We start from the raw sequence: 25,800 nt of genomic DNA on the forward strand, positions 1-25,800 counted from the left end.
CCATGAACGTCAGCGTTTTCGATCTCTTCAAGATCGGTATCGGTCCTTCAAGCTCGCACACGGTCGGGCCGATGATCGCTGCTTGCCGTTTCGCGTCGCACATCGAAGATGCAAACCTGCTTGCGTTCGTGCGCCGTGTGAAGGTCGAGCTGTTCGGCTCGCTCGGCGCGACGGGCAAAGGCCACGGCACCGACAAGGCGGTGCTGCTCGGGCTCGAAGGCAACCTGCCCGAACTGATCGACCCGGACCTGATCGAGCCGCGCCTCGCTGCGATTCGCGAGACGAAGCAGCTCTCACTGCTGGGCAAACAGCCGGTCAAGTTCGACGAGCGCGAGCACCTCGGCTTTTTCCGCAAACTGATGCCGGGCGCACCCGGTTCGGGCATCGTGCATCCGAACGGCATGCGCTTTCAGGCTTTCGACGAAAACGGGCAACTGCTCGTCGAAAAAGAGTATTACTCGATTGGCGGTGGCTTCGTGGTGAACCGCGAGGGCGACCGCGTGAACGGGGTGCGCACAGGCACCGAGGTGCCATACCCGTTTCGCACCGGCGACGACCTGATGCACGTATGCCGCGAGACCGGTCTTTCCATCGCGCAGATTACGCTGAAGAACGAATGCGCGGCGCGCCCGGAAAGCGAAGTGCGCGAAGGGCTGCTGGCGATCTGGCGCACCATGGCCGCGTGCGTCGAACGCGGTTGCAAGGTGCGCGGCGAGTTGCCCGGCCCGATGCACGTGAAGCGCCGCGCCGCCGATCTGTGTGGGCAGTTGCGCTCGCGCTCGGAAGAGTCGCTGCGCGATCCGCTTTCCATGCTCGACTGGGTGAATCTCTACGCAATGGCCGTCAACGAAGAAAACGCCGCGGGCGGGCGTGTCGTCACGGCGCCCACCAATGGCGCGGCCGGCGTGATTCCCGCAGTGCTGCACTACTACGTGAAGTTCATGCACGCGTCGAATGACGAGGGCATCGTCAACTTTCTGCTGACCGCCGCGGCCATCGGCATCATCTACAAGGAAACCGCTTCTATTTCCGGCGCCGAAGTGGGGTGCCAGGGCGAAGTCGGAGTGGCCTGTTCGATGGCGGCAGCAGCGCTCGCCGCCGTGATGGGCGGCACGCCCACGCAGGTGGAAAACGCCGCGGAAATCGGCATGGAGCACAACCTCGGCATGACGTGCGACCCCGTTGGCGGACTCGTGCAGATTCCATGCATCGAGCGCAATGCGATGGGCGCGATCAAGGCGATCAACGCCGCGCGCATGGCCATGAAAGGCGACGGACAGCACTACGTATCGCTGGATAACGTCATCAAGACCATGCGCGAAACAGGCGCGGATATGAAGACGAAATACAAGGAAACGTCCCGCGGCGGCTTGGCCGTGAACGTCATCGAATGTTGAAGCAGGTTTTGCATATTTCATGAAGCACCAGGCAGCAAGCACCGACAGTACCCACAAGGATCAATGATGAGCCGCTATTCGATATTCAGCCTATTGCGCAACGGGATGTCGTATCACGAGAACTGGGAGCGACAGTGGAAGAGTCCCGAGCCCAAACGCGAGTACGACGTGGTGATCGTCGGCGGCGGCGGGCACGGTCTTGCCACTGCCTATTACCTCGCGAAGGAACATGGCGTGCGCAATGTCGCCGTGCTCGAGAAAGGCTGGATTGGCGGCGGCAATACGGCGCGTAATACGACCATCGTGCGCTCGAATTATCTGTGGGACGAGTCGGCCGCGCTCTATGAAAAGGCGATGAAGCTGTGGGAAGGTCTATCGCAAGACCTGAACTACAACGTGATGTTCAGCCAGCGCGGCGTGATGAATCTCGCGCACACGCTGCAGGACGTGCGCGACACCGAGCGCCGCGTGAATGCGAACCGGCTGAACGGCGTGGACGCCGAATTCCTCACGCCCGCGCAGATCAAGGAACTGGAACCGACCATCAATCTGAACAGCCGCTATCCGGTGTTGGGCGCCTCGATCCAGCGGCGCGGCGGCGTCGCGCGGCACGACGCGGTGGCCTGGGGCTTCGCGCGCGGCGCGGATCAGGCAGGCGTCGACATCGTGCAGAACTGCCAGGTAACGGGCATTCGCCGCAACGGCAGCCAGGTGACGGGCGTGGACACCACCAAGGGCTTTATCAAGGCGAAGAAAGTGGCGATCGTGGCCGCGGGCAACACCTCCACGCTTGCCGATATGGCCGGCGTGCGTCTGCCGCTCGAAAGCCATCCGTTGCAGGCGCTCGTGTCGGAGCCGATCAAGCCGGTGGTCAACACCGTGGTCATGTCCAACGCGGTGCATGCGTACATCAGCCAGTCCGACAAGGGCGATCTGGTGATCGGCGCGGGCGTCGACCAGTACACGGGCTTCGGTCAGCGCGGCAGTTTCCAGATTATCGAAGGCACGCTCGAAGCGATTGTCGAAATGTTCCCGGTGTTCTCGCGCGTGCGAATGAACCGCCAGTGGGGCGGCATTGTGGACGTATCGCCGGACGCATGCCCGATCATCAGCAAGACCGACGTAAAGGGCCTCTACTTCAATTGCGGCTGGGGCACCGGCGGTTTCAAGGCGACGCCGGGCTCGGGTTGGGCCTATGCGTACACCATCGCGAAAGACGAGCCGCATGAACTGAATGCGCCGTTTTCGCTGGAGCGCTTCTACACCGGCCACCTCATCGACGAACACGGCGCTGCCGCCGTCGCCCACTAACGCACTAGAGCCACAGAGAGACTTAATCATGCTGCTGATCGAATGCCCCTGGTGCGGGCCGCGCGCCGAAACCGAATTTTCCTGCGGCGGGGAGGCGGACATCATGCGTCCTCTCGACACCGAGAAGCTCACGGACAAGGAATGGGGCGACTACCTGTTCATGCGCAAGAATCCGCGCGGCGTGCATCGCGAGCAATGGATGCACACGCAAGGTTGCCGCCGCTGGTTCAAGGCGCAACGCGACACGGTGAGCTACGAGATCCAGGGTTACGAGACGTTTGATCGTCCGCTGCTGAAGATGGATAGCAACGACGGCAACGCACATGAGGGCAAGAAGCAATGAGCCAGAAAGACCGACTCCCGAATGGCGGGCGCATCAACCGCGCATTGCCGCTCACGTTCACATTCAACGGCCGTCAATACCAGGGCTACCAGGGCGACACGCTTGCCTCTGCACTGCTCGCCAACGGCCTGCATTTCGTCGCGCGCAGCTGGAAGTATCACCGGCCGCGCGGCATTGTCACCGCGGGTGTGGAAGAACCGAATGCGGTAGTGCAACTGGAAACCGGCGCGTACACCGTGCCGAACGCGCGCGCGACCGAAGTGGAGCTGTACCAGGGGCTGGTAGCGAGCAGCGTGAACGCCAAGCCGAACATCGAGAAAGACCGCATGGCGGTCAATCAGAAGATTGCGCGTTTCATTCCCGCGGGCTTCTACTACAAGACCTTCATGTGGCCGCGCAAATTCTGGCCCAAGTATGAAGAGGTGATCCGCGACGCCGCGGGTCTCGGCAAGGCGCCCGAGCAACTCGACGCGGATCGCTACGACAAGTGCTTCGCGCATTGCGACGTGCTGGTGGTGGGCGGCGGCCCGACGGGCCTCGCGGCCGCGCATGCAGCCGCGTTGTCGGGCGCGCGCGTGACGCTGGTCGACGATCAGCCGGAACTCGGCGGCTCGCTGCTGTCGTGCCGCGCGGAGATAGACGGCAAGCCGGCATTGCAATGGGTGCACAAGATCGAGGACGAACTGCGGCAAATGCCTGACGTGAAGATTCTTTCGCGCAGCACGGCCTTCGGCTATCAGGACCACAATCTCGTCACGGTCACGCAGCGCCTGACCGATCACCTGCCTGTGTCGCAACGCAAGGGCACGCGCGAGCTGATGTGGAAGATCCGCGCCAAACGCGTGATTCTCGCGACCGGCGCGCACGAGCGTCCCATCGTGTTCGGCAACAACGATCTGCCTGGCGTGATGCTGGCGTCGGCCGTGTCGACTTATCTGCATCGTTATGCAGTGCTGCCGGGCCGCGACGCAGTGGTCTTCACCAACAACGACGACGGTTATCAGTGCGCGCTCGATCTCAAGGCAGCCGGCGCGCAGGTGACGGTGATCGATCCGCGCGCGGGCGAATCGAAAGGCACGCTGCCCGCGCTCGCGCGCCGCTACGGCGTGAAGGTGATCAGCGGTGCGGTGATCACGGCGGCCCACGGCAAGCTGCGCGTGGCATCCGTGGATGTTGCGTCGTACTCGAACGGCCAGGTGGGCGCGAAGCAAACCGAACTGTCCTGCGATCTGCTCGCCATGTCCGGCGGGTGGAGCCCCGTATTGCACCTGTTCGCGCAATCGGGCGGCAAGGCGCATTGGCATGACCAGAAGGCCTGCTTCGTGCCGGGCAAGGCGATGCAGCCGGAGACGAGCGTGGGCGCCTGCAACGGCGATTTCACGCTGGGCCAAGGCATTCGTTTTGCAGTCGATGCGGGCGTGGAAGCCGCGCGCGCCGCGGGCTACATCGTCAAGCGGCCGAACGCGGTGCAGGTGGCCGAAATCAGCGAAGCGAAGATGCTGCCGCTGTGGCTCGTCGGCGGACGCGAGCTTGCCACGCGTGGGCCAAAGCAGTTCGTGGACTTCCAGAACGATGTGTCCGCGGCGGATATCTTCCTCGCCGCGCGCGAAGGCTTCGAGTCGGTCGAACACGTGAAGCGCTATACCGCGATGGGCTTCGGCACCGATCAGGGCAAGCTCGGCAACATCAACGGCATGGCGATTCTCGCGCAGGCGCTCGGCAAGACGATTCCCGAAACCGGCACGACGACGTTCCGCCCGAACTACACGCCGGTCACGTTCGGCACGTTCGCGGGACGCGAGTTGGGCGAGTTCCTCGATCCGGTGCGCAAGACGGCGGTGCACGAATGGCACGTCGAAAACGGCGCGGAATTCGAGGACGTGGGCAACTGGAAGCGCCCCTGGTATTTCCCGAAGAAGGGCGAGGACCTGCATGCGGCGGTGGCGCGTGAATCGCTCGCGGTGCGCACGAGCGTTGGCATTCTGGATGCGTCCACACTCGGCAAGATCGACATTCAGGGCCCCGATGCCGCCAAACTGCTGAACTGGGTCTATACGAATCCGTGGAGCAAGCTGGAAGTCGGCAAGTGCCGCTATGGTCTGATGCTCGACGAAAACGGCATGATCTTCGACGACGGCGTGACCGTGCGCCTCGGCGAACAGCATTACATGATGACCACGACCACCGGCGGCGCCGCGCGCGTGCTGACGTGGCTTGAGCGCTGGCTGCAAACCGAATGGCCGGACATGCGTGTACGTCTCGCGTCGGTAACGGACCATTGGGCCACGTTCGCCGTCGTCGGGCCGAACAGCCGCAAGGTGTTGCAGAAGGTGTGTCACGACATCGACTTCGCGAACGCGGCATTCCCGTTCATGAGTTATCGCGAAGGCACGGTTGCCGGCGCAGCCTCGCGGGTCATGCGCATCAGCTTCTCGGGCGAACTCGCATATGAAGTGAACGTGCCGGCAAACGTGGGTCGCGCGGTGTGGGAAGCGTTGATGGCTGCGGGCGCAGAGTACGACATCACGCCGTACGGCACCGAAACGATGCACGTGTTGCGTGCGGAGAAGGGTTACATCATCGTCGGCCAGGATACGGACGGTTCGATGACGCCTCATGACCTTGGCATGGGCGGCCTCGTCGCGAAGTCGAAGGACTTTCTCGGCAAGCGTTCGCTCACGCGTTCGGACACGGCAAAGGCGGGGCGCAAGCAGCTGGTCGGGCTGCTGGCGGACGATCCGTCGTTCGTCATACCGGAGGGTTCGCAGATTGTCGCGGGTCCTTTCCAGGGCGATACCGCGCCCATGCTCGGGCATGTCACGTCGAGCTATTTCAGCCCGATTCTGAAGCGCTCTATCGCGATGGCAGTCGTGAAGGGCGGCCTCGACAAGATCGGCGAATCGGTCACGATTCCGCTTTCCAGCGGCAAACAGATTGCAGCGAAGATCACCAGCTCGGTGTTCTACGACAGCGAAGGAGCGCGTCAACATGTGGAATGAAACCAAAGTGGCGGCCTCGGTCGTAGATCGCGCCGTGGGCAGTCAAACGGGCGTGTGGCAGGAGTCGCCGCTCGTCGGGGCAGATGCGCTGCTGAAAAAGCATCAGGCAACGGCAGGCACTGCATTCAGGCTCGCCGAGCGGCCGTTTCTCGAACTCGTCAACGTGCGTGGCGATACGCGCGACGCCGCGTTCGTAGCGGCCGTGCAGCAGGTTCTTGGCTGCAAGCCGCCGGAAAAGCCGAACACGGTGGCGCGCGGCAATGGCTACGACATGCTGTGGCTCGGTCCCGACGAATGGCTGGTGCGCTCGGCAACCGCGCATGACGCGTCGCGCACGGCGCCCTTGCAAGCGGCGCTCGGCACTGCATTTGCAGGGGTCTTTGCGTCGGCGGTGGATATCGGCAGCGGCTATACCGTGCTCGAAATCAGCGGCACGCGCACGCGTGAAGTGCTGTCGCGCGGCTGTCCACTCGATCTTCATCCCAAGCTGTTCGGTGAAGGGCAGTGCGCGCAAAGCCATTATTTCAAGGCGTCGATGACACTCGTGCCCACCGGCGCGGACAGCTTCGACATCGTGGTGCGCCGCAGCTTTGCCGACTACTTCGTGAAGATCATGCTCGATGCAGCCGAGCCGCTGATGTCGTGACGCGGCGAGCGGTGTTCTCTCACACCGCTCGCGGCTTTCGCGCTGCGGGACTCACATGACGTCGACCCGTGTCGTCACCGCGCGCCTCACCGAGCGCGCGTGTCACCAACGCGATGCCGATGCCGCGCTCGCGCTGCTCGATCAGAGCATGCTGCTGCGGCACCGGCGGATTGCGTTGATCCGCTATCTGCTCGCGCAGCAACTCGGCGCGCCGCTGCAGGAGCGGCACCATCAATATGTGCAGAAGATTGCCGCGCGGCTGAGCGCGGAGGCGCTTGCGCGCATTGCGAGCGCGGCGCGGGCACGCCTGCACCGCTAGCCTCGGTGGCGTTCGCGAGACTTGTCGTTCGCATGAGCCTGAACGGCGCCTGCGTTCCATCCGTATGGCGCAATTCTTCTATGTGGCTGTTTTATGTCGGCGTCTACTGAAAGCGCTGATCGGAACACCACTCGCGGCTGTCGCCGCATCATTCAGGGGATGCCATGCCTACCGCTTCTCAGCCGCGCGCCAGTGCAGCGGCGCGACTCGAACGTCTGCCGTTCTCCGGCTATCACCGCACCATCTTCATCATCATTGCCATTGCGTTCTTTTTCGACTCCGTCGATCTCGGCACGATGACTTTCGTGCTGGGCTCTATCAAAACGGAATTCGGACTTTCCACTGCAACCGCTGGACTCGTGGCGAGCGCGAGCTTCTTCGGCATGGTGGGCGGCGCCGCAGTGGCGGGCCTGCTTGCGGATCGCTTCGGGCGCCGCCCGGTGTTTCAGTGGAGCATGGTGCTGTGGGGCGTGGCATCGTACCTGTGCTCGACCGCGCAGAGCGTGGAGGCGCTGATCTTTTATCGCGTGCTGCTTGGCTTCGGCATGGGCATGGAGTTTCCGATTGCGCAGACGCTGCTGTCCGAATTCGTACCAGCATCGTCGCGCGGGCGTCTGATCGCGCTAATGGACGGTTTCTGGCCTCTCGGCTTCATTACGGCTGGCGTGGTGTCGTACTTCGTGTTGCCGTCCTTCGGCTGGCGCACGGAATTTGCATTGCTCGCAATTCCTGCCGTGTTCGTGCTGGTCGTGCGGCGCATCGTGCCTGAGTCGCCGCGCTGGCTCGAACATCGCGGACGTCACGGCGAGGCCGACAAGGTTCTCGCGCAGGTCGAGGCGAAGGTGATGAAGGCCGCGCGTCTCACGCACCTGAGCGCGCCTGTCATGCTCGCCGAGCCGGTGGCGGCAAAAGGAACTGGCGCGTTTCGCGAGATATGGAGCGCGGCCTACCGGCGTCGCACGATCATGGTGTGGACTTTGTGGTTCTTTGCGCTGCTCGGCTTCTACGGTCTCACCTCGTGGCTCGGTGCGTTGATGCAACAGGCGGGCTTTGCGGTGACGAAATCGGTGCTGTACACCGTGCTGATTTCGCTCGGCGGCATACCGGGTTTTATCTGCGCCGCGTGGCTGGTGGAACGGTGGGGACGCAAGCCGACCTGCATTGCGTCGCTGACGGGCAGCGCGGTGATGGCCTACGTGTATGGGCAAACCGCGCTGCACGCGCAAACGCCTACGCTGCTGATCTGCGCGGGGCTCGCAATGCAGTTCTTCCTGTTTGCGATGTGGGCGGTGCTTTACACGTACACGCCGGAACTATACGGCACCGGGGCTCGCGCAACGGGTTCGGGTTTCGCGTCGGCGATCGGACGCGTGGGCTCGCTGATCGGACCGTATGTGGTGGGCGTGGTGTTGCCGATGTTCGGACAGGGCGGCGTATTTTCGCTCGGCGCAATGTGCTTCGTGATTGCGGCGGCAGCGGTGTGGATACTCGGCATCGAAACCCGCGGGTTGGCACTCGAGACGCTCGTCACCGAAGCCGTGGAGACCGATGCGCAGGGCGTGCTCAGTCCGGCGCGCGAATGAGGGGCGTGGGTGCGGCCGTGCCCGGCTGCACCCTTTAACGCGTAGAGAATTTCGCCCCCAAGTTTTACTGTTGACTCGCGGTCAGTGCCGACATGATCCGATACGCTGCGCTCACGCGGTCCTCGATGGGGAAGTTTCTGTTGGCGAGCAGCACGACGCCCACGCGCTTTGCTGGCACAAATGCAACGTAAGCGCCAAAGCCATTCGTGGAACCGGTCTTGTTGATCCACACGTCCTGCTGCGGCGCGAGCGGCGGCTCGATTGCCGTGGCCGGCGTCGGCGTCACGGCCATAGAGGGCGCATTGCCTTCGTGCAAGGTGTCCAACGTGACCGGATACGGATATTGCTCCCATATCAGGTCCTGAGTCAGTGGACCGGCCTTGAAATAGCCCGTGTGCGTGGCGGTAATCGCGCGCTGAAGGGTGTCGTCAACCCGTATCAGGTTCATGTTCGCCTGAACGAAGCGGACCATGTCGGCAGCGGTGGTTCGCACGCCATAGGCTTCGTCCGCGAGAACGCCGCCTTTCATGCGGATCGGCGCACCGGCATTCGTATAGCCTTGGGCATAGTCGGACATTCTCGCCGCCGGCACGTGGATGTAACTGTCCGTCATACCGAGCGCGGGAAAGATGCGCTGTTCAAGCAGCGACGCATAACTGCCGCCCATGCTTTTCGCGGTAATCAGCCCCAATGTACCAATGCCGGGGTTGGCATAAGTGCGGTAAGTGCCCGGCGCGTAGGCCGGTTTCCAGGCGCTGAAGTACTGCAGCAACTGAGCGTTGTCATGTATGCCGTCCGGCACCTGAAGCGGCAGACCGCCAGGCGTGTGCGTGCCCAGGTTCAACAGACTCACCTTGCCGAATGCAGTACCGCGCAGTGACGGCAAGTACCGCTGCGTGTCATCGGAGAGATTCATCTTGCCGTTCAGTTGCGCATACGCGGCAAGCGTCGCGGTAAACGTCTTGCTCACCGAGCCGACTTCGAACAGCGTGCGCTGCGTGACCGGCTTGCCCGTTTCGGTCGACGCCACGCCATAGTCGAAAACGTACGTCTTGCCGTTGGCGATCACGCCGATCGCCATGCCGGGCACATGGTGTTTCTGCATGAGCGGCGTGACCGTCGAGTCGACCACAGCTTTGATCGCGCCTGGTGCATCGTTTGCTGCGAGGCTTGTCGTGCTAGTCGTGCTGAGCGCAAAGACGGCGCACGCCATCACGCTAATGACTCCTGGCTTCATTGCTGCGTTTTCCTTGAATTGTTGTTGACCGGTGGGCTGACGCAGCACTATCCGCGCTTCCAGCCGCACTGACAATCGAGGAAAACTTGCGGGAAGGCCAAGAAAAAATGATGGGTGGAAAGAACGCCGCGCTACTTTCCGCCACAGAAATACGCTCGAGCCCCGCTGCGCAGATCAGACCGTGGCGCGCTCGCGCTTTCTGGACGGTGCGCCGTTAGCGACGAAGTAGGGCGTGTCTACCCGCGCCAGTGGCTCGCGTCCGCGAATCCGGTCTGCGATTTTTTCGGCCAGCATGATGGTTGGCGCGTTGAGGTTGCCGGTGGTGATGCGCGGCATGATGGATGCGTCGACCACACGCAGTCCCTGCATGCCATGCACGCGTCCTTCGTTGTCCACCACGGCCATGTCGTCGTAGCCCATCTTGCACGAGCATGAAGGATGAAATGCCGTCTCGGCGCGCTCCCGTACAAATGCGTCGAGTTGTGCGTCGGTAGTGAGTTCTGCGCCTGGATTGAGTTCGCGTCCACGATAACGGTCCAGCGCCGGCTGCCGCATGATCTCCCGCGTGATGCGAATGCCGTCGCGGAACTCGCGCCAGTCGAGCGGATCGGCCATATAGTTGAAAAGAATGCTGGGATGGGCCGCCGGGTCGCGCGAGGTCAGCTTCACGCGGCCACGGCTCGGCGAGCGCATCGAGCCGACGTGCGCCTGGAAACCATGCATTTTGATCGCATTGGAGCCGTTGTAGTTGATGGCCACGGGCAGAAAGTGATACTGGATGTTGGGCCACAAATCGTCGTCGCGTGTACGGATGAAACCGCCCGCTTCGAACTGATTGCTCGCGCCGATGCCGGTGCCGTTCAGCATCCATTCGAGTCCGATGGCCGGTTGGTTCCACCACTGCAACGCGGGGTAGAGGGACACAGGCTCCTTGCATTCGTACTGGATATACATCTCCAGATGATCCTGCAGGTTTTCGCCGACGCCGGGCAGATCGTGCACGAGCGGAATGTCCAGTTCCCGCAGCCATGTGGAGCGGCCTACGCCGGAACGTTGCAGCAATTGCGGCGACGCGATCGCGCCGCTGCACACCAGTACTTCGCGGCGCGCGTGCGCATTGACGCAAGCGCCGCCATGCAGATACGCGACGCCCACCGCGCGTTTGCCGGAGAACAGCACGCGGTCGGTCAGCGCGTGTGTGACGATGGTCAGATTCGGCCGCGTCTTCGCACGGTCCAGATAACCGCGCGCGGTGCTCGCACGCCGGCCGTTCGAAGTGACCGTGCGATCCATCGGGCCAAAGCCTTCCTGTTGATAGCCGTTCAGATCGTCGGTGCGCGCAAAGCCCGCCTGCACGCCTGCTTCCACCATGGCGGCAAACAGCGGATTATTGCCGGGCTTGCTGGTGGTCACGTGCACCGGACCGTCGCCGCCGTGGTAAGCATTGGGGCCTATGTCGCGCGTTTCGGCCTTGCGGAAATACGGCAGGCAGTCCAGATAAGTCCAGTTTTCGAGGCCGCGATGCTCGGCCCAGCCGTCGTAATCGAGCGCATTGCCGCGGATATAGCACATCCCGTTGATCAGCGAGGAGCCGCCCAGTCCCTTGCCGCGGCCGCATTCCATGCGACGGTCGTTCATATGCGGCTCGGGGTCCGTTTCGTAGGCCCAGTTGTAGCGGCGCCCTTGCAGCGGATAGGCGAGGGCGGCCGGCATCTGCGTGCGGAAATCGAAGCGGTAATCGGGGCCGCCTGCTTCGAGCAGCAGCACGCTCACGTCGGCGTCTTCGGTGAGACGCGACGCCAGCACATTGCCGGCGGAACCCGCGCCGACAACGATGTAATCGTATTCGTTCGAACTCATGGCAGCGCCCTCAGAACACCGGTTGATAGGCACCGAGCTCGACCTGCACGGACTTGATGCGCGTGTAGTGCTCGAGCGTGGTGATGCCGTTTTCGCGGCCCACGCCTGATTGCTTATAGCCGCCTACCGGCATCTCCGCGGGTGACTCGCCCCACGTGTTGATCCAGCAAATGCCTGCTTCCAGCCGATGAATCACGCGATGCGCGCGCGAGAGATTCTCGGTGACGACACCTGCAGCGAGACCATAGGCAGTGCGATTTGCGCGCGCGATGACTTCGTCTTCATCGTCGAATGCGAGGATGCTCATGACCGGGCCGAAGATTTCCTCGCGCACGATGCGCATGTCGTCGCGGCAGGACGTGAACACGGTAGGCTCGACATACTGGCCGCGGCCGAAATGACCTTCATGCAGACGCTTGCCGCCGGCGATCAGGCGTGCGCCTTCCTGTATGCCGCTTTGAATGTAGCCGAGCACCTTCTGCAGTTGCGCGGCGCTCACGAGCGGACCGAAGTTGGTCGTCGCCTCTGTCGGCGCACCCACGCGAATGCGCTTCACGCGTTCGAGTACCAGAGCCTCGAAGCGCTCCAGCACATTGCGCTGCACGAACACGCGCGTGCCGTTCGTGCAGACCTGGCCCGAGCTGAAGAAGTTCGCGCTCATGGCGATGTCGGCGGCACGTTCGAGATTGGCGTCGTCGAAAACCAGCAGCGGGGACTTGCCGCCCAGTTCCATTGTCACTTCCTTGAGCGACGACGCGCCCGCCATCGACATGACTTTCTTGCCGGTTTCCACGCCCCCGGTGAACGAGATCTTGTCGATCTCCGGATGCCCGGCGAGCAGTGCGCCGACCCGGCCGTCGCCTTGCACGACGTTGAAGACGCCCGGCGGCACCCCCGCTTCGCTGTAGATTTCCGCGAGTTTCAGCGCCGTGAGCGGCGTCACTTCGCTCGGCTTGAAGATCATTGCATTGCCCGCGGCAAGCGCCGGCGCCGACTTCCAGCACGCTATCTGAATCGGATAGTTCCATGCGCCAATGCCCGCGCACACCCCGAGCGGTTCGCGCCGCGTGTACACGAACGACGACGGTCGCAGCGGAATCTGCTGACCTTCTATGGCAGTCGCCAGTCCCGCGTAATACTCGATTACGTCCGCGCCGGTGACGATGTCCACCGCCTGCGTTTCCGCAATCGGCTTGCCGGTATCGCGCGTTTCAAGCGCGGCAAGTTCGTCGTTGCGCTCGCGCAGAATCTCGACTGCGCGGCGCAGGATTCGCGAGCGTTGCATGGCCGTGAGCGCGGCCCACGCGCGCTGACCTTCACGCGAAGAGTGCACCGCGCGGTCGACGTCCGCGGCGCTTGCCTGTTGCACGACAGCCAGCGTTTCGCCGGTGGCGGGGTCGACGGTGTCGAAGGTTTCACCGCTGGTCGCCTCGACATAGGCGCCGCCGATATAGAGACGTTGCGTTTCGAATACCGCCATGACTTGCTCCTTGGTAAAGATCTCGCCGGGTTTTTGCGTGCCGCCGCGCAGGCCTGTATGAGGCTACTCGCGTGCCGCCAGAACCAGGTCGATGTATTCGTTTGCCACGCGCAGCGCCGCTTTCGTGTCGAACGGTTCGCCCGACAATGCGCCACGCAGCCACAATCCGTCGATCAAGGCGGCAAGACCGCTGGCCGCGCGCCGCGCTGCGGCGCGCGGCAGCGCTTTCGAAAAGTCCGCGCACAGATTGGAGTTCAGACGGCGCGTATTCACGTACTGCAAGCGCCGCAAGTGCGGCTTGTGCATGCTCTCGGACCAGAACGCGAGCCACGTCTTCATGACGGGCGCACTGGTCTGTTCGGCGTCGAAGTTGGCCGCCACCACCGCGCGCAGCTTCGAGCGCGGGTCGGCCTTCGCCGCGCGCCGCCGCCGCGCGGTGGCCTGCCACAAATCTCGCAGCACGTGACGCATGGTGGCTTCGAGCAGACCGTCCTTGTCGCCGAAGTAGTGGCTGACGATGCCGGTGGAAATGCTCGCGCGCTGCGCAACCGAGGCCAGCGTGGCCCCGGCGAGGCCGGTCTGGTCGATGGTGAGCAGCGTCGCGTCGATCAGCTGAGCGCGGCGGATTTCGCGCATTCCAAGCTTGGGCATGGTGTTGATGTGCAGATTGAGTGACTCGCGGCCGGCAGGCAGTTCGCATGCGCCGCCGGGCCCATTCGCTCGACGCATGGTAGTTTTTTTATATTGAACGGTCAATCAATAAAAAGCGGCCGCGGCCGCCATGTCGGTTGCAGCCAAACCCGTGTCGCGTTCGGTGTAGGTGGCGATGCGCCGCGGGCGCTACGCTCGTTGAACGGCGTGCGGCGCACAGGCCGCGCACCGCTTACAGGACATGGAGACAATCAATGAGCAGCAATCGCGGCGTCGTCTATCTGGGGCAGGGCAAGGTTGAAGTGCAATCCATCGACTATCCGAAGATGGTCGACCCTCGTGGCCGTGCAATCGGTCACGGTGTGATTCTGAAGGTAGTCAGCACGAATATTTGCGGCTCGGACCAGCACATGGTGCGCGGTCGCACCACCGCCGAGGTCGGCCTCGTGCTCGGCCACGAAATTACCGGCGAAGTGATCGAAGTGGGCCGCGACGTGGAAACGCTCGCCATCGGCGACCTGGTCTCGGTGCCGTTCAATGTGGCTTGCGGCCGGTGTCCGACCTGCAAGTCGCAGCATACGGGCGTGTGCCTGAACGTGAATCCTTCGCGCGCGGGCGGCGCGTATGGATACGTGGACATGGGCGGCTGGATCGGCGGCCAGGCCGAGTACGTGATGGTGCCGTACGCCGATTTCAATCTGCTGAAGTTTCCCGACCCCGCGCAGGCCATGGCGAAGATTCGCGACCTGACGTGCCTGTCCGACATTCTGCCCACCGGTTATCACGGCGCGGTAATGGCAGGTGTGAAGCCCGGCGCGACGGTGTATATCGCGGGTGCAGGGCCGGTCGGCATGGCGGCGGCCGCGTCGGCGCGCCTGTTAGGCGCGGCGTGCACGATTGTTGGGGACATGAACGAGGCGCGCCTCGCGCACGCTCGCAAGATGGGTTTCGAAACGGTGGACTTGTCGAAAGACGCGACGCTCGGCGAACAGATCGAGCAGATTCTCGGCAAGCCGGAAGTGGATTGCGCGGTGGATTGCGTGGGCTTCGAGGCGCACGGCCACGGCAGCAGCGGCTCGCATGAAGAGGCGCCAGCCACGGTGCTCAACTCGCTGATGGAAATCACCCGGGCCGCAGGCGCGATCGGCATTCCGGGCCTCTACGTGACCGACGATCCGGGTGCCGTGGACGCCGCCGCGCGCAAGGGCAGCCTGAGCATCCGCTTCGGTCTCGGTTGGGCGAAGTCGCATTCGTTCCACACGGGCCAGACGCCGGTAATGAAGTACAACCACAATCTGATGCAGGCGATCTTGTGGGACCGTCTGCCGATTGCGGACATCGTGAACGTGACGGTGGTGTCGCTCGATCAGGCGCCGGACGGCTATCGCCAGTTCGACGGCGGCGCGCCGCGCAAATTCGTCATCGATCCGCACGGGCTGCTGAAGGCGGCGTGAACGCGTCAGAGTAGAAGTGCGCAATAGAAAACGCGTTGAACGTAAGCCTGTTCAACGCGTTTTTTGCTGATAGGGACGATAGAGTCGAAAAAGGCGCAGCACGGGGCGCTTTTCAGGCCGCCAGCACCGGCGCGGAAGAAAGCGAAGGCGCCTGCTTGCGACGCTCCCGCGTGGGCGCGGTGCCGAATGCATCGCGATAGCTCTTCGAAAAGTGGCAGGCCGACTGGAAGCCGCAGGCCATCGTGATGTTCATGATCGACATATCGGTTTGCAGCAGCAGCTCGCGTGCGCGCCGCAAACGCAGTGTCAGATAGTAGTGCGTCGGCGTCATGCCGAGATGCTCGCGGAAAAGTCGCTGCAACTGACGTTGCGACATGCCGGCGAGGCGTGCCAGTTCCTCGCGCGACAGCGGTTCTTCGATGTTGTTCTCCATCAGCGAGATCACTTCGAACAGCGACTTGTTGGCCGAACCGAGTCGTGCAACAAGCGGCATTTTTTGTTGCGCGCTCGTGTCGCGCACATGCTCGACGATGAACTGCTCGGCGATCTGCGTAACGCGTGCGGTGCCCACGCGCGGCGCGATCAGGTTGAGCATCATGTCGAGCGGCGCGACGCCGCCCGTGCAGGTCACGCGATCGCGGTCCACCACGAACAGTTCTTTCAGAAAGCGCGTGTCGGGAAACTCTTCCTTCAGCGCCGACATGTTCTCCCAGTGAATTGCACATGCATAGCCGGCGAGCAGGCCGGCACGCGCGAGCGCATAAGTGCCGGTACACAGACTGCCGAGCACGCAACCCATGCGTGCAAAACGGCGCAATGCCGACAGATGAGCAGGCGTGGTTGCGCGTTGCACGTCAATGCCGCCGATCACGAACACGATGTCGGGCTGGCCGACGCATTCGACCGGACCGGTGTCGACGGACAGCCCATTGCTCGCGGTCACCGGTCCGCCCTCGGGACTGACGATCGACCAGCGATAAAGCGTCTGTCCCGTCAGGTAGTTCGCCATGCGCAGCACTTCGATCGCATTGGTGAACGCGATCATCGTGAAGTTCGGGACGGGCATGAAGGCGAAATGCGACAGTGACGCCGTGCGATCGGTGGACATGGTGAGGAGTGATTCCTTCGAATCTATAGTGTCGCGTCGCTGGGGGGAGCAGCGACCTATGTAATTTTGAGTACTAGCGCAACTACCATGCCATCAGGCTAAACCCTTGGTTGTCGTTGCTTGCGCGTCGGCGGCGCCGCGAATAGCGGCACAACCGGCACCACAACAGCGCTGCGGCTATCACGCGTCGCACCGCGAGTGCGCATTGCGTTCAGCCGCGGTGCAGCATTGCCTTTTCCGCGAACGATCGTGCGATGCACCTTCGCGGTCGTACGTTCGGCGCATGCATTAATGGTTAACCAGCGCTTTTCACCAGTGACTAAACCGCCTGCGCCTATTGCGCAAAGGCGGTTTCCCGCGCGACTTGTCGAAAATGGTCGCCTATGGCGGAAAAGGTAAAGAACGCGTCTGAATTCATAAATTGACGCGCCAAGCAAGCGTCAAGAATAGACGTACGCAATCCGGCGGCGGCAGGGCAGAAACGACGGCCTGTCAATGCTTGCCGCGCCTAACGTCAACGACTCTACGGACCTTCCATGTCGAACCCGAATCCTTTCTTTGAAGATTCGCTCTCCGCGCGCGATGCAGCGGTGCGCGGCGCAATTCTGAAAGAACTCGAACGCCAGCAGTCGCAAGTCGAACTGATCGCGTCGGAAAACATCGTGTCGCGCGCGGTGCTCGAAGCGCAAGGCTCGGTTCTGACCAACAAGTATGCCGAAGGTTATCCGGGCAAGCGTTACTACGGCGGTTGCGAATATGTCGACGAGATCGAGACGCTCGCGCTGGATCGCATCAAGCAGCTCTTTAACGCAAAGTTCGCGAACGTACAGCCGCATTCGGGTGCGCAGGCCAACGGCGCGGTCATGCTCGCGCTGGTGAAGCCGGGCGACACGGTGCTTGGCATGTCGCTCGACGCGGGCGGTCACCTCACGCACGGCGCGAAGCCGGCGCTTTCCGGCAAGTGGTTCAACGCGGTGCAGTATGGCGTGAATCGCGACACGCTGCTGATCGACTACGAGCAGATCGAAGAACTCGCGCAGCAGCACAAGCCCGCGTTGCTGATTGCCGGCTTTTCCGCTTATCCGCGCGCGCTGGATTTCAAGCGGTTGCGCGCGATTGCCGACGGCGTCGGCGCGAAGCTGATGGTGGACATGGCCCACATCGCGGGCGTGATTGCGGCGGGACGTCATGCGAATCCGGTCGAACATGCTCACGTGGTCACGTCGACCACGCACAAGACCTTGCGCGGCCCGCGCGGCGGCTTTGTGCTGACGAATGACGAAGAGATTGCGAAGAAGATCAACTCGGCGGTGTTCCCAGGCTTGCAAGGCGGCCCGCTGATGCATGTGATCGCCGGCAAGGCGGTCGCATTCGGCGAAGCGCTGCAACCGGACTTCAAGACCTACATCGACAGTGTGCTCGCCAACGCGCAGGCGCTCGGCGAAGTGCTGAAAAACGGCGGCGTGGATCTGGTCACGGGCGGCACGGACAACCATCTGCTGCTGGTCGATTTGCGTCCCAAGGGTCTGAAGGGCAATCAGGTCGAGCAGGCGCTGGAGCGGGCGGGCATTACGTGCAACAAGAACGGCATTCCGTTCGATACGGAAAAGCCGACCGTCACCTCGGGCGTGCGCCTGGGCACGCCGGCCGGCACGACGCGCGGCTTCGGCGTGAACGAGTTCCGCGACGTGGGCCGCCTGATCGTGGAAGTGCTGGACGCGCTGCGCGAGCACCCCGAAGGCCATGCAGCCACTGAACAACGCGTGCGCCGCGAGATCTTTGCGCTGTGCGAGCGCTTCCCCATCTACTGAGAACGCCTGGAGCAAACGATGAGCAATCTGCACGAAAACAGCATCATCATCGACGGTCTGAACATTTCGAAGTTCGAGCGCTCGGTGTTCGAGGACATGCGCAAGGGCGGCGTGACGGCGGTGAACTGCACCGTGTCGGTGTGGGAGAGCTTCCAGAAGACGGTCGACAACATTGCCGAGATGAAGCAGCAGATCCGCGAATATGGCGAGATTCTCACGCTCGTGCGTACGACCGACGACATTTTCCGCGCGAAGAAAGAGAACAAGACGGGCATTATTTTCGGCTTCCAGAATGCACACGCGTTCGAAGACAACCTTGGCTATATCGAGGCATTCAAGGATCTCGGCGTGAACGTGGTGCAGCTTTGCTACAACACGCAGAACCTGGTCGGCACCGGTTGCTATGAGCGCGACGGCGGCCTGTCGGGCTATGGCCGGGAAGTGATTCAGGAGATGAACCGCGTTGGCATCATGGTCGATCTCTCGCATGTGGGCGGCAAGACTTCGTCGGAAGCAATTGCGGCTTCGAAAAAGCCGGTGTGCTATTCGCACTGCTGCCCGTCGGGCCTCAAAGAGCATCCGCGCAACAAGAGCGACGAGCAGTTGAAAGAGATTGCAGACGCGGGCGGTTTTGTCGGCGTCACGATGTTTGCGCCGTTTCTCAAGCGCGGCGCGGACGCGACTGTCGACGACTACCTCGAGGCAATCGAATACGTGGTCGATCTGATCGGCGAAGACCAGGTCGGCATCGGCACCGACTTCACGCAAGGCTACAGCACCGAATTCTTCGACTGGATCACGCACGACAAGGGCCGCTATCGCCAGTTGACGAACTTCGGCAAGGTCGTGAACCCGGAAGGGATTCGCACCATAGGCGAGTTTCCGAATCTGACCGCCGCCATGGAGCGCGCGGGCTGGAGCGAGACACGCATCAAGAAGATCATGGGCGAGAACTGGGTGCGGGTTTTCGGCGAAGTGTGGAAGGTCTGAGCCCGCACCTCGTTTAGCCAAACAAATCACCCTATAAAAAGCGGAGTCCCCACATGCAACCCCAACTGCCTATCGACGTCGATCCGAACACCGGCGTCTGGACCACCGACGCGTTGCCGATGCTATACGTGCCGCGTCATTTCTTCACCAACAACCATACGGCCGTTGAAGAAGCGCTCGGCGCCGAGACGTATGCAGAGATTCTGTACAAGGCCGGCTACAAGTCGGCGTACTTCTGGTGCGACAAGGAAGCGAAGCAGCACGGCATTGCCGGCATGGCGGTGTTCGAACACTACCTGAAGCGGTTGTCGCAGCGCGGCTGGGGCATCTTTACGATCGCGGAAGCGGACCCGTCCACTTCGCACGCGCGTATCGAACTGCACCATTCGTCGTTCGTGCTCGCACAGCCTGGCAAGGTGGGCAAGCTGTGCTACATGTTCGCCGGCTGGTTCGCGGGCGCCATGGATTGGGTCAACGACACGGCGCCCGATTCGTCGCGCAAGGGCCCGCGCTCGGAATCTCGCGAAGCGAGTTGCGCAGCGGAAGGCCACGATCATTGCGTGTTCGAAGTGTCGCCGCTCGCCGCGTGACGCACTGAGTACCAGGCCTTCACTGCTCACGGCATAGCACTACCAGTCATATCATTCCGAGGTCGATCGCAATGCGTTACCCGAACCTTTTCAAGCCTCTCACGCTGAACAAGCTGACCTTGCGCAACCGCATCGTCAGCACCGCGCATGCTGAGGTGTATGCGGAGCCGGGCGGCTTGCCTGGCGACCGTTATATCCGCTACTACGAAGAAAAGGCCAAGGGTGGCGTGGGCCTCGCGGTGTGCGGCGGATCGAGCCCGGTGTCGATCGACAGTCCGCAAGGCTGGTGGAAGTCGGTGAATCTGTCGACCGACAAGATTATCGACCCGCTCGCGCGCCTCGCCGAATCGATGCATACGCATGGCGCGAAGATCATGATTCAGGCCACGCACATGGGCCGCCGCTCGGCGTTTCATGGCGAGCACTGGCCGCATCTGATGTCGCCGTCGGGCGTGCGCGAACCGGTGCACCGCGGCAATGCGAAGATCATCGAGGTGGAAGAGATCCGCCGCATCATCACCGACTTTGCCGCGGCCGCAAAACGCGTGAAAGACGCCGGCATGGACGGCGTCGAAATCTCCGCGGCGCACCAGCATCTGATCGATCAGTTCTGGAGCCCGCGTACCAACTTCCGCACCGACGAGTGGGGCGGCTCGCTTGAAAACCGTCTGCGCTTCGGCGTGGAAGTACTGAAAGCCGTGCGCGAAGCAGTAGGCCCTGATTTTTGCGTTGGCTTGCGCATGTGCGGCGATGAGTTCCATGAAGACGGGCTCGATCACGAGCAACTCAAAGAAATCGCCCAGGCAATGAGCGAAAGCGGCCTGATCGATTATCTCGGCGTGATCGGTTCAGGTGCGGACACGCACAATACGCTCGCCAACTGCATGCCGCCGATGGCGTTGCCGCCCGAGCCGTTCGTGCATCTGGCAGCGGGCATCAAGTCGGTCGTGAAGATTCCGGTCATGCATGCTCAGAGCATTCGCGACGCGGGCCAGGCCGAGCGGCTGCTCGCAAGCGGCATGGTTGATCTCGTCGGCATGACGCGTGCGCAGATTGCGGACCCGCACATGGTGATCAAGATCCGCGACGGCCGCGAAGACGAAATCAAGCAATGCGTCGGCGCGAACTATTGCATCGACCGCCAGTACAACGGCTTGGACGTGCTGTGCGTGCAGAACGCGGCGACCTCGCGCGAAGCGACCATGCCGCATGTGATCGCGCGCACGAGCGGGCCGAAGCGCAAAGTGGTCGTGGTCGGCGCGGGCCCGGCGGGACTCGAGGCGGCTCGCGTCGCCAGGTCGCGTGGTCATGACGTCGTGCTGTTCGAGAAGAACGATTACGTGGGCGGTCAGATCATGCTCGCGGCAAAGGCGCCGCAGCGCGAGCAGATGGCAGGCATTGTCCGCTGGTTCGACATGGAGACGAAGCGCCTCGGCGTAGACCGGCGCCTCGGTGTCGCTGCCGACGAAAAGACCATCATGAACGAGAAGCCGGACATCATCGTGCTGGCAACGGGCGGCTCGTCGTTCACCTCGCAGGTCGCGGCGTGGGGCGTCGAAGAAGGTCTCGCGGTCAGCTCGTGGGACGTGCTATCCGGCAAGGTTGAACCCGGCAAGAACGTGCTCGTTTATGACGGCGTCAGCACGCACGCGGGTGCGGGCGTCGCGGACTTCATGTCGAGCCGCGGCTCGAACGTGGAGATCGTCACGCCCGACGTGAAGGTCGCCGACGATGTGGGCGGCACAACGTTCCCGATCTTCTACCGGCGCCTCTATGCGCAAGGCGTCATACACACGCCGAATTACTGGCTCGACAAGGTGTACGAAGAAGACGGCAAGAAGATCGCCGTGATTCGCAACGAGTACACCGAGGAGCAGGAAGAGCGCGCCGTGGATCAGGTGGTGATCGAAAACGGCAGCACGCCGAACGACGCGCTCTACTGGAAGCTCAAGCCCGAGTCGGTGAATCGCGGCCAGGTGGACGTGCACAAGCTCTTTGCGTCCGAGCCGCAGCCTTCGCTCTCGGAGCAGCTCGGCAATGGACGCTTCCTGCTGTTCCGTGTGGGCGACTGCATTTCCATGCACAACATTCACGGCGCGATCTACGACGCGCTGCGCCTTTGCAAGGACTTCTGACGATGAGCCCCGTATCTGTCATCACCGTGCTGTTGTGGTTGTCGATGGCGGGTCTGGCGTTTGCGCTCGCAAAGCGCGCCGCCTACTGGCGCGAGGGTCGCGCAACCGCGGCGGGTGCGTACGGCTGGGCCAATCTGCTGTCCATTCCGAAGCGCTATTTCGTCGACCTGCATCATGTGGTTGCGCGCGATCCGTACATTGCGAAAACCCACGTCGCGACGGCGGGCGGCGCGATCCTCGCGATCGCGCTCGTGTTCGTCAACTACGGTCTCGCGATCTACTCGCCGTGGCTCGACAAGCTCATCTTTCTTGCCGCGCTCGTGATGCTGGTGGGCGCCGTGTTCGTCTGGCGCCGCCGGCATGGCGCGAAGGCTGTGCCCGCGCGGCTCTCGCGGGGGCCGTGGGATCACCTGCCTTTGCTGCTCGGCTCGTTTGCGCTTGGCCTCGTGCTGTTCGTGGCGCTGCCCGCTGCCGCGATGTCGGGTGCGCTCGCCATCATCGTCGCGCTGCTGATTGCAGTGGGCGCGTTCACGATGACTTTCGGCGCGGCGCGCGGCGGTCCGATGAAACATGCGCTCGCGGGTCTGTTGCACCTCGCGTTTCATCCGCGTCAGGAGCGTTTTGCCGAGCGAAACGACAAGGACGTGGTGCCGCCTACCGCGTTAAAGGCGCCGCTTCTCGACGCGAAAGAATATGGCGTCGGCAAGCCGGTGGAATTCCGCTGGAACCAGTTGCTCAGTTTCGATGCCTGCGTGCAATGCGGCAAATGCGAAGCGGCATGTCCCGCGTTCGCGGCCGGCCAGCCGCTCAACCCGAAGAAGCTGATTCAGGATCTGGTGACGGGCATGGTGGGCGGCACGGACGCCCAGTACGCGGGCAGCCCCACGCCGGGCATTCCCGTAGGCAAGCATGCGGGCGCGCCGCAAAAGCCCTTGATTTCCAGCCTGATCGAAGCGGAGACGCTGTGGTCGTGCACCACCTGCCGCGCTTGCGTGCAGGAGTGTCCGATGCTGATCGAGCATGTCGATGCAATTGTCGATATGCGCCGCAATCAGACGCTCGTGGAAGGCACGGTGCCCGGCAAGGGCCCGATCACGCTGGCGAATCTGCGCGAAACAGGCAGTTCGAACGGTTATGACATCGGCGCGCGTTACGACTGGGCCGTCGATTTGCAGGTGCAGGTCGCTCAGCCGGGGCGTCGCGTGGACGTGCTGCTGATCGCCGGAGAAGGCGCATTCGACATGCGTTATCAACGCACGCTGCGCGCCCTCGTCAAGGTACTTAATCGTGCGGGTGTCGACTATGCGGTGCTGGGCGGCGTGGAAACCGATACCGGCGACACGGCCCGGCGTCTTGGCGACGAAGCCACCTTCCAGCAACTCGCCGGCAAGCTGATCGGCACGCTTTCGCAGTATTCGTTCGGCAAGATCGTGACTGCCGACCCGCATGTGCTGCACAGCCTGCGCAACGAATACCGCGCATTGGGCGGCTTTTACGAGGTCCAGCATCACACCGCGTTGATCGACGAACTCGTTGCCAGTGGCAAGCTGTCGCCGCGCGCGACTGCCGCATACGCGGATCGCAAGATCACTTATCACGATCCATGCTACCTCGGCCGTTACAACGGGGAGACCGAGGCGCCGCGCCGCGTGTTGAAGAGCATCGGCATCAAGGTGGTCGAAATGGAACGTAACGGCATGCGCGGGCGTTGCTGCGGCGGTGGCGGCGGCGCGCCGTTGACCGACATTCCCGGCAAGCGGCGCATTCCCGACATCCGTATTGACGACGCTCGCGGCATTGGCGCGGAAATCGTCGCCGTAGGTTGCCCGAATTGTACGGCGATGCTCGAAGGCGTGGTGGGACCGCGTCCCGAAGTGCTGGACGTCGCCGAACTGGTTGCAGCGGCGCTGGAGTAACGCGATGAACACACTCAAACGAATCAATCCGCGTCGGCCGTTCACGGTGACGGCAGACGGCCTGAGGCGCATCACGTTGGGCATGACCGGCGTGGCGGGCGCAATGGAGTTTGCGGCCGCCGGCGCGGCGCATCGCGACCAGCCGAAGCCGCGCCGCACGACGGCCGCCGCGCAGCACGTGATGCTGGTCGCGGCGCATGCGGACCGCGGCGCGCTCGACGAGCACGCGCGTCAGACGCTCGCAGCCGCCGCTTTGGTTGCGCACGCATCGACCGAAATCGTGCTGCTGGTGTTCGGCGAATTCACGGGCGACGCGGCCGCGCTCGGCGCGGACAAGCTGATCGAACTGCCCACGTTCGATCGACGCAAGTTCGCACCGGCGGATGAACTGAACGCGCTTGCCGCGTGCGTCGCGGCCTATGCACCCATACACGTATTTCTGCCCGACAACGCGAGCGGTGACGGCGACCTCGGCCGCCGTTATGCCGCCGCCGCGAATGCGAGTGTTGCGACGCATGTCGTGGAAATAGACGCGTCGCACGTGGCGGCTTACGTGCATGCAAATACCGCTTTCGCTTCGCGCACGCTGCCTGAAGTGATCTTGCTCGCGCCCAATGCGGTGGATCCCAAACTGCCGTTCGTCGGCGCGGGAGAACGCGTGGCGTGGCATTTCGAGGGCGAGTCTGCAGCCGCGCAAGGCAAGCTGCGGGATCTCGGCATCGAGGAAATGGATGCGGCGCAACTCGCGCTCGAGGAGGCGGATTTCATCGTTTCCGCCGGTAACGGCGTGAGCGACGTGCCCGCATTCGAGCGTCTTGCGGCCACGTTGGGCGCGGCGATCGGCGCGAGCCGCGTGGCCGTGGACGACGGCAAGTTCACCCGCGACAAGCAGATCGGCGCGACCGGCAAGACAGTTGAGGCGAGCGTGTACATCGCGTTCGGCATTTCCGGCGCAGTGCAGCATTTGCAGGGCATCAAGGATTGCCGTCACGTCATTGCCGTGAACCTCGACGCAAGCGCGCCGATTGCGAAGCGAGCGAATCTCACCGTCATTGCGGACGCGCAGGAAACCATCGCGGCGCTGAACGATGCGGCCGCCGCGGCGCGCTCCGCGCGCGGCACGGGCGCCGCATTACTCAATTCGAAGGCCGTCGCGGAAGGAGCGCTCGCATGAAAATCGCCGTACTCGTTTCCGTGGGGCGGCATCCCGTGAGCGGGGTTGCGCGTTACAGCCGCAACGACGCCGCCGCGCTGACACTGGCGTTGTCGCTCGCGAAGCAGCAGAACGCGACGCTCGACGTGCTGCATGCGGGCGACCCGACCAATCCCGCGTTGCAGGAATACCTCGCGCTAGGCGCACGCTCGGTGGAAGTGCTCGCGGCTGGCGACGCAGGCGCCCCTGAAGCGGATGCGTCGGCGCTGCTCGCCGCGCGTCTTGCCGGCTACGACCTCGTGCTGACCGGCACGCGTGCGGAAGGCGGATTCGACAGCGGCATGTTCCCGTATCGCGTGGCTAATGCGCTTGGTACGCCGCTTGTCGGCGCAGCAGTCGACGTGACGTTGAAGGACGGTTGCGCGCAAGTGCGCCAATTCATGCCGAAGGGTTTGCGCAGACGCGTCGAGGTTGAACTGCCCGCGCTGATCGCCGTGCATCCAATGGCAAACGCCACGCCGACCTATGCTTACGCACGAATGCGCGAAGGCACGATTCGCCCGGTTTCCAGCGGTGCAAAAAGCCCGCGCGCGAACGCAGCCGAGCCGGCGTGGACGATTCGCCCAGCCACCGCCAAACCCGTGCGTCTTGCCGCCGCCGAAAAGCGCTCCGGCCATGCCCGCATGCTTTCGGCGACCACGACGGAAAGCCGCGGCGGCAGCGTCGTAATTGAAGGGAGTTCCGTCGAAAAAGCACAAGTGATTCTCGCGTATTTGCGCGAGCATCAACTCGTGGATTACTGATTCCCGGTTCAGGC

At 63.0% G+C, this 25,800-nt stretch carries 20 protein-coding genes; 15 read left to right on the forward strand and 5 right to left on the reverse strand.

Annotation, left to right across the window (positions count from 1 at the left end; translation table 11 throughout):
• Positions 1 to 2: 2 nt before the first annotated feature.
• The 7 genes from F757_RS0104235 to F757_RS0104265 all read left to right on the forward strand — a co-directional run bounded on the left by F757_RS0104235 (position 3) and on the right by F757_RS0104265 (position 8,598).
• On the forward strand, positions 3 to 1,397 hold the full coding sequence (locus F757_RS0104235) for an L-serine ammonia-lyase (RefSeq protein WP_027210317.1): 1,395 nt from the start codon (positions 3 to 5) through the stop codon (positions 1,395 to 1,397).
• Between the two features lie 66 nt (positions 1,398 to 1,463).
• The gene (locus tag F757_RS0104240; protein ID WP_025602158.1) at positions 1,464 to 2,708 is read left to right on the forward strand and encodes a sarcosine oxidase subunit beta family protein; all 1,245 of its coding nucleotides are present in this window, start codon (positions 1,464 to 1,466) and stop codon (positions 2,706 to 2,708) included.
• Between the two features lie 28 nt (positions 2,709 to 2,736).
• On the forward strand, positions 2,737 to 3,051 hold the full coding sequence (locus F757_RS0104245) for a sarcosine oxidase subunit delta (protein WP_027210318.1): 315 nt from the start codon (positions 2,737 to 2,739) through the stop codon (positions 3,049 to 3,051).
• Positions 3,048 to 6,050 carry a sarcosine oxidase subunit alpha family protein gene (locus F757_RS0104250; RefSeq protein WP_027210319.1) on the forward strand — a complete coding sequence of 1,001 codons (3,003 nt, stop codon included), beginning with the start codon at positions 3,048 to 3,050 and terminating at the stop codon, positions 6,048 to 6,050. The genes F757_RS0104245 and F757_RS0104250 overlap by 4 nt, the downstream gene beginning before the upstream one ends.
• A complete protein-coding gene (locus F757_RS0104255; RefSeq protein WP_027210320.1) occupies positions 6,040 to 6,696 on the forward strand; it encodes a sarcosine oxidase subunit gamma in 657 nt (218 codons plus the stop codon). The genes F757_RS0104250 and F757_RS0104255 overlap by 11 nt, the downstream gene beginning before the upstream one ends.
• A gap of 55 nt (positions 6,697 to 6,751) precedes the next feature.
• Entirely contained in the window at positions 6,752 to 7,015 is a 264-nt protein-coding gene (locus tag F757_RS0104260) for a hypothetical protein (protein WP_027210321.1), read from the forward strand.
• A gap of 164 nt (positions 7,016 to 7,179) precedes the next feature.
• Positions 7,180 to 8,598, forward strand: coding sequence for an MFS transporter (locus F757_RS0104265; RefSeq protein ID WP_027210322.1), 1,419 nt, complete (start codon positions 7,180 to 7,182; stop codon positions 8,596 to 8,598).
• A 64-nt stretch (positions 8,599 to 8,662) separates the two neighbouring features.
• On the opposite strand, the gene ampC is transcribed toward F757_RS0104265, so the two are convergent.
• The 4 genes from ampC to betI all read right to left on the reverse strand — a co-directional run bounded on the left by ampC (position 8,663) and on the right by betI (position 13,826).
• Positions 8,663 to 9,835 (reverse strand): class C beta-lactamase, encoded by a 1,173-nt coding sequence (ampC, locus tag F757_RS0104270; protein WP_027210323.1) that lies wholly within the window; start codon positions 9,833 to 9,835, stop codon positions 8,663 to 8,665.
• 174 nt (positions 9,836 to 10,009) lie between these two features.
• The gene (gene betA, locus F757_RS0104275) at positions 10,010 to 11,695 is read right to left on the reverse strand and encodes a choline dehydrogenase (protein WP_027210324.1); all 1,686 of its coding nucleotides are present in this window, start codon (positions 11,693 to 11,695) and stop codon (positions 10,010 to 10,012) included.
• Between the two features lie 10 nt (positions 11,696 to 11,705).
• Positions 11,706 to 13,175: a betaine-aldehyde dehydrogenase gene (gene betB / locus F757_RS0104280; RefSeq protein ID WP_027210325.1), complete on the reverse strand. Its 1,470-nt coding sequence runs from the start codon at positions 13,173 to 13,175 to the stop codon at positions 11,706 to 11,708.
• Between the two features lie 63 nt (positions 13,176 to 13,238).
• Positions 13,239 to 13,826 (reverse strand): transcriptional regulator BetI, encoded by a 588-nt coding sequence (gene betI, locus F757_RS0104285; RefSeq protein WP_013343307.1) that lies wholly within the window; start codon positions 13,824 to 13,826, stop codon positions 13,239 to 13,241.
• Between the two features lie 254 nt (positions 13,827 to 14,080).
• On the opposite strand from betI, the gene fdhA reads away from it, so the two are divergent.
• A complete protein-coding gene (gene fdhA, locus F757_RS0104290) occupies positions 14,081 to 15,280 on the forward strand; it encodes a formaldehyde dehydrogenase, glutathione-independent (protein ID WP_027210326.1) in 1,200 nt (399 codons plus the stop codon).
• Between the two features lie 112 nt (positions 15,281 to 15,392).
• On the opposite strand, the gene F757_RS0104295 is transcribed toward fdhA, so the two are convergent.
• A complete protein-coding gene (locus tag F757_RS0104295) occupies positions 15,393 to 16,388 on the reverse strand; it encodes a GlxA family transcriptional regulator (protein WP_027210327.1) in 996 nt (331 codons plus the stop codon).
• A gap of 536 nt (positions 16,389 to 16,924) precedes the next feature.
• Here F757_RS0104295 and F757_RS0104300 point away from each other — a divergent pair.
• The 7 genes from F757_RS0104300 to F757_RS0104330 all read left to right on the forward strand — a co-directional run bounded on the left by F757_RS0104300 (position 16,925) and on the right by F757_RS0104330 (position 25,786).
• Positions 16,925 to 18,199: a serine hydroxymethyltransferase gene (locus tag F757_RS0104300; protein WP_027210328.1), complete on the forward strand. Its 1,275-nt coding sequence runs from the start codon at positions 16,925 to 16,927 to the stop codon at positions 18,197 to 18,199.
• 18 nt (positions 18,200 to 18,217) lie between these two features.
• Positions 18,218 to 19,189 carry a dipeptidase gene (locus F757_RS0104305; RefSeq protein WP_013343311.1) on the forward strand — a complete coding sequence of 324 codons (972 nt, stop codon included), beginning with the start codon at positions 18,218 to 18,220 and terminating at the stop codon, positions 19,187 to 19,189.
• A 53-nt stretch (positions 19,190 to 19,242) separates the two neighbouring features.
• The gene (locus tag F757_RS0104310) at positions 19,243 to 19,779 is read left to right on the forward strand and encodes a DUF5943 domain-containing protein (protein ID WP_027210329.1); all 537 of its coding nucleotides are present in this window, start codon (positions 19,243 to 19,245) and stop codon (positions 19,777 to 19,779) included.
• A 71-nt stretch (positions 19,780 to 19,850) separates the two neighbouring features.
• On the forward strand, positions 19,851 to 21,914 hold the full coding sequence (locus F757_RS0104315) for an NADH:flavin oxidoreductase (protein ID WP_027210330.1): 2,064 nt from the start codon (positions 19,851 to 19,853) through the stop codon (positions 21,912 to 21,914).
• A gap of 2 nt (positions 21,915 to 21,916) precedes the next feature.
• On the forward strand, positions 21,917 to 23,830 hold the full coding sequence (locus F757_RS0104320; RefSeq protein ID WP_027210331.1) for a (Fe-S)-binding protein: 1,914 nt from the start codon (positions 21,917 to 21,919) through the stop codon (positions 23,828 to 23,830).
• Between the two features lie 4 nt (positions 23,831 to 23,834).
• Positions 23,835 to 25,004: an electron transfer flavoprotein subunit alpha/FixB family protein gene (locus tag F757_RS0104325; RefSeq protein ID WP_027210332.1), complete on the forward strand. Its 1,170-nt coding sequence runs from the start codon at positions 23,835 to 23,837 to the stop codon at positions 25,002 to 25,004.
• On the forward strand, positions 25,001 to 25,786 hold the full coding sequence (locus F757_RS0104330; protein ID WP_027210333.1) for a drug:proton antiporter: 786 nt from the start codon (positions 25,001 to 25,003) through the stop codon (positions 25,784 to 25,786). Before F757_RS0104325 ends, F757_RS0104330 begins: the two co-directional genes overlap by 4 nt.
• Positions 25,787 to 25,800: the final 14 nt, after the last annotated feature.

This window comes from Burkholderia sp. WSM2232, from assembly GCF_000472545.1.
Classification (GTDB): Bacteria; Pseudomonadota; Gammaproteobacteria; order Burkholderiales; family Burkholderiaceae; genus Paraburkholderia.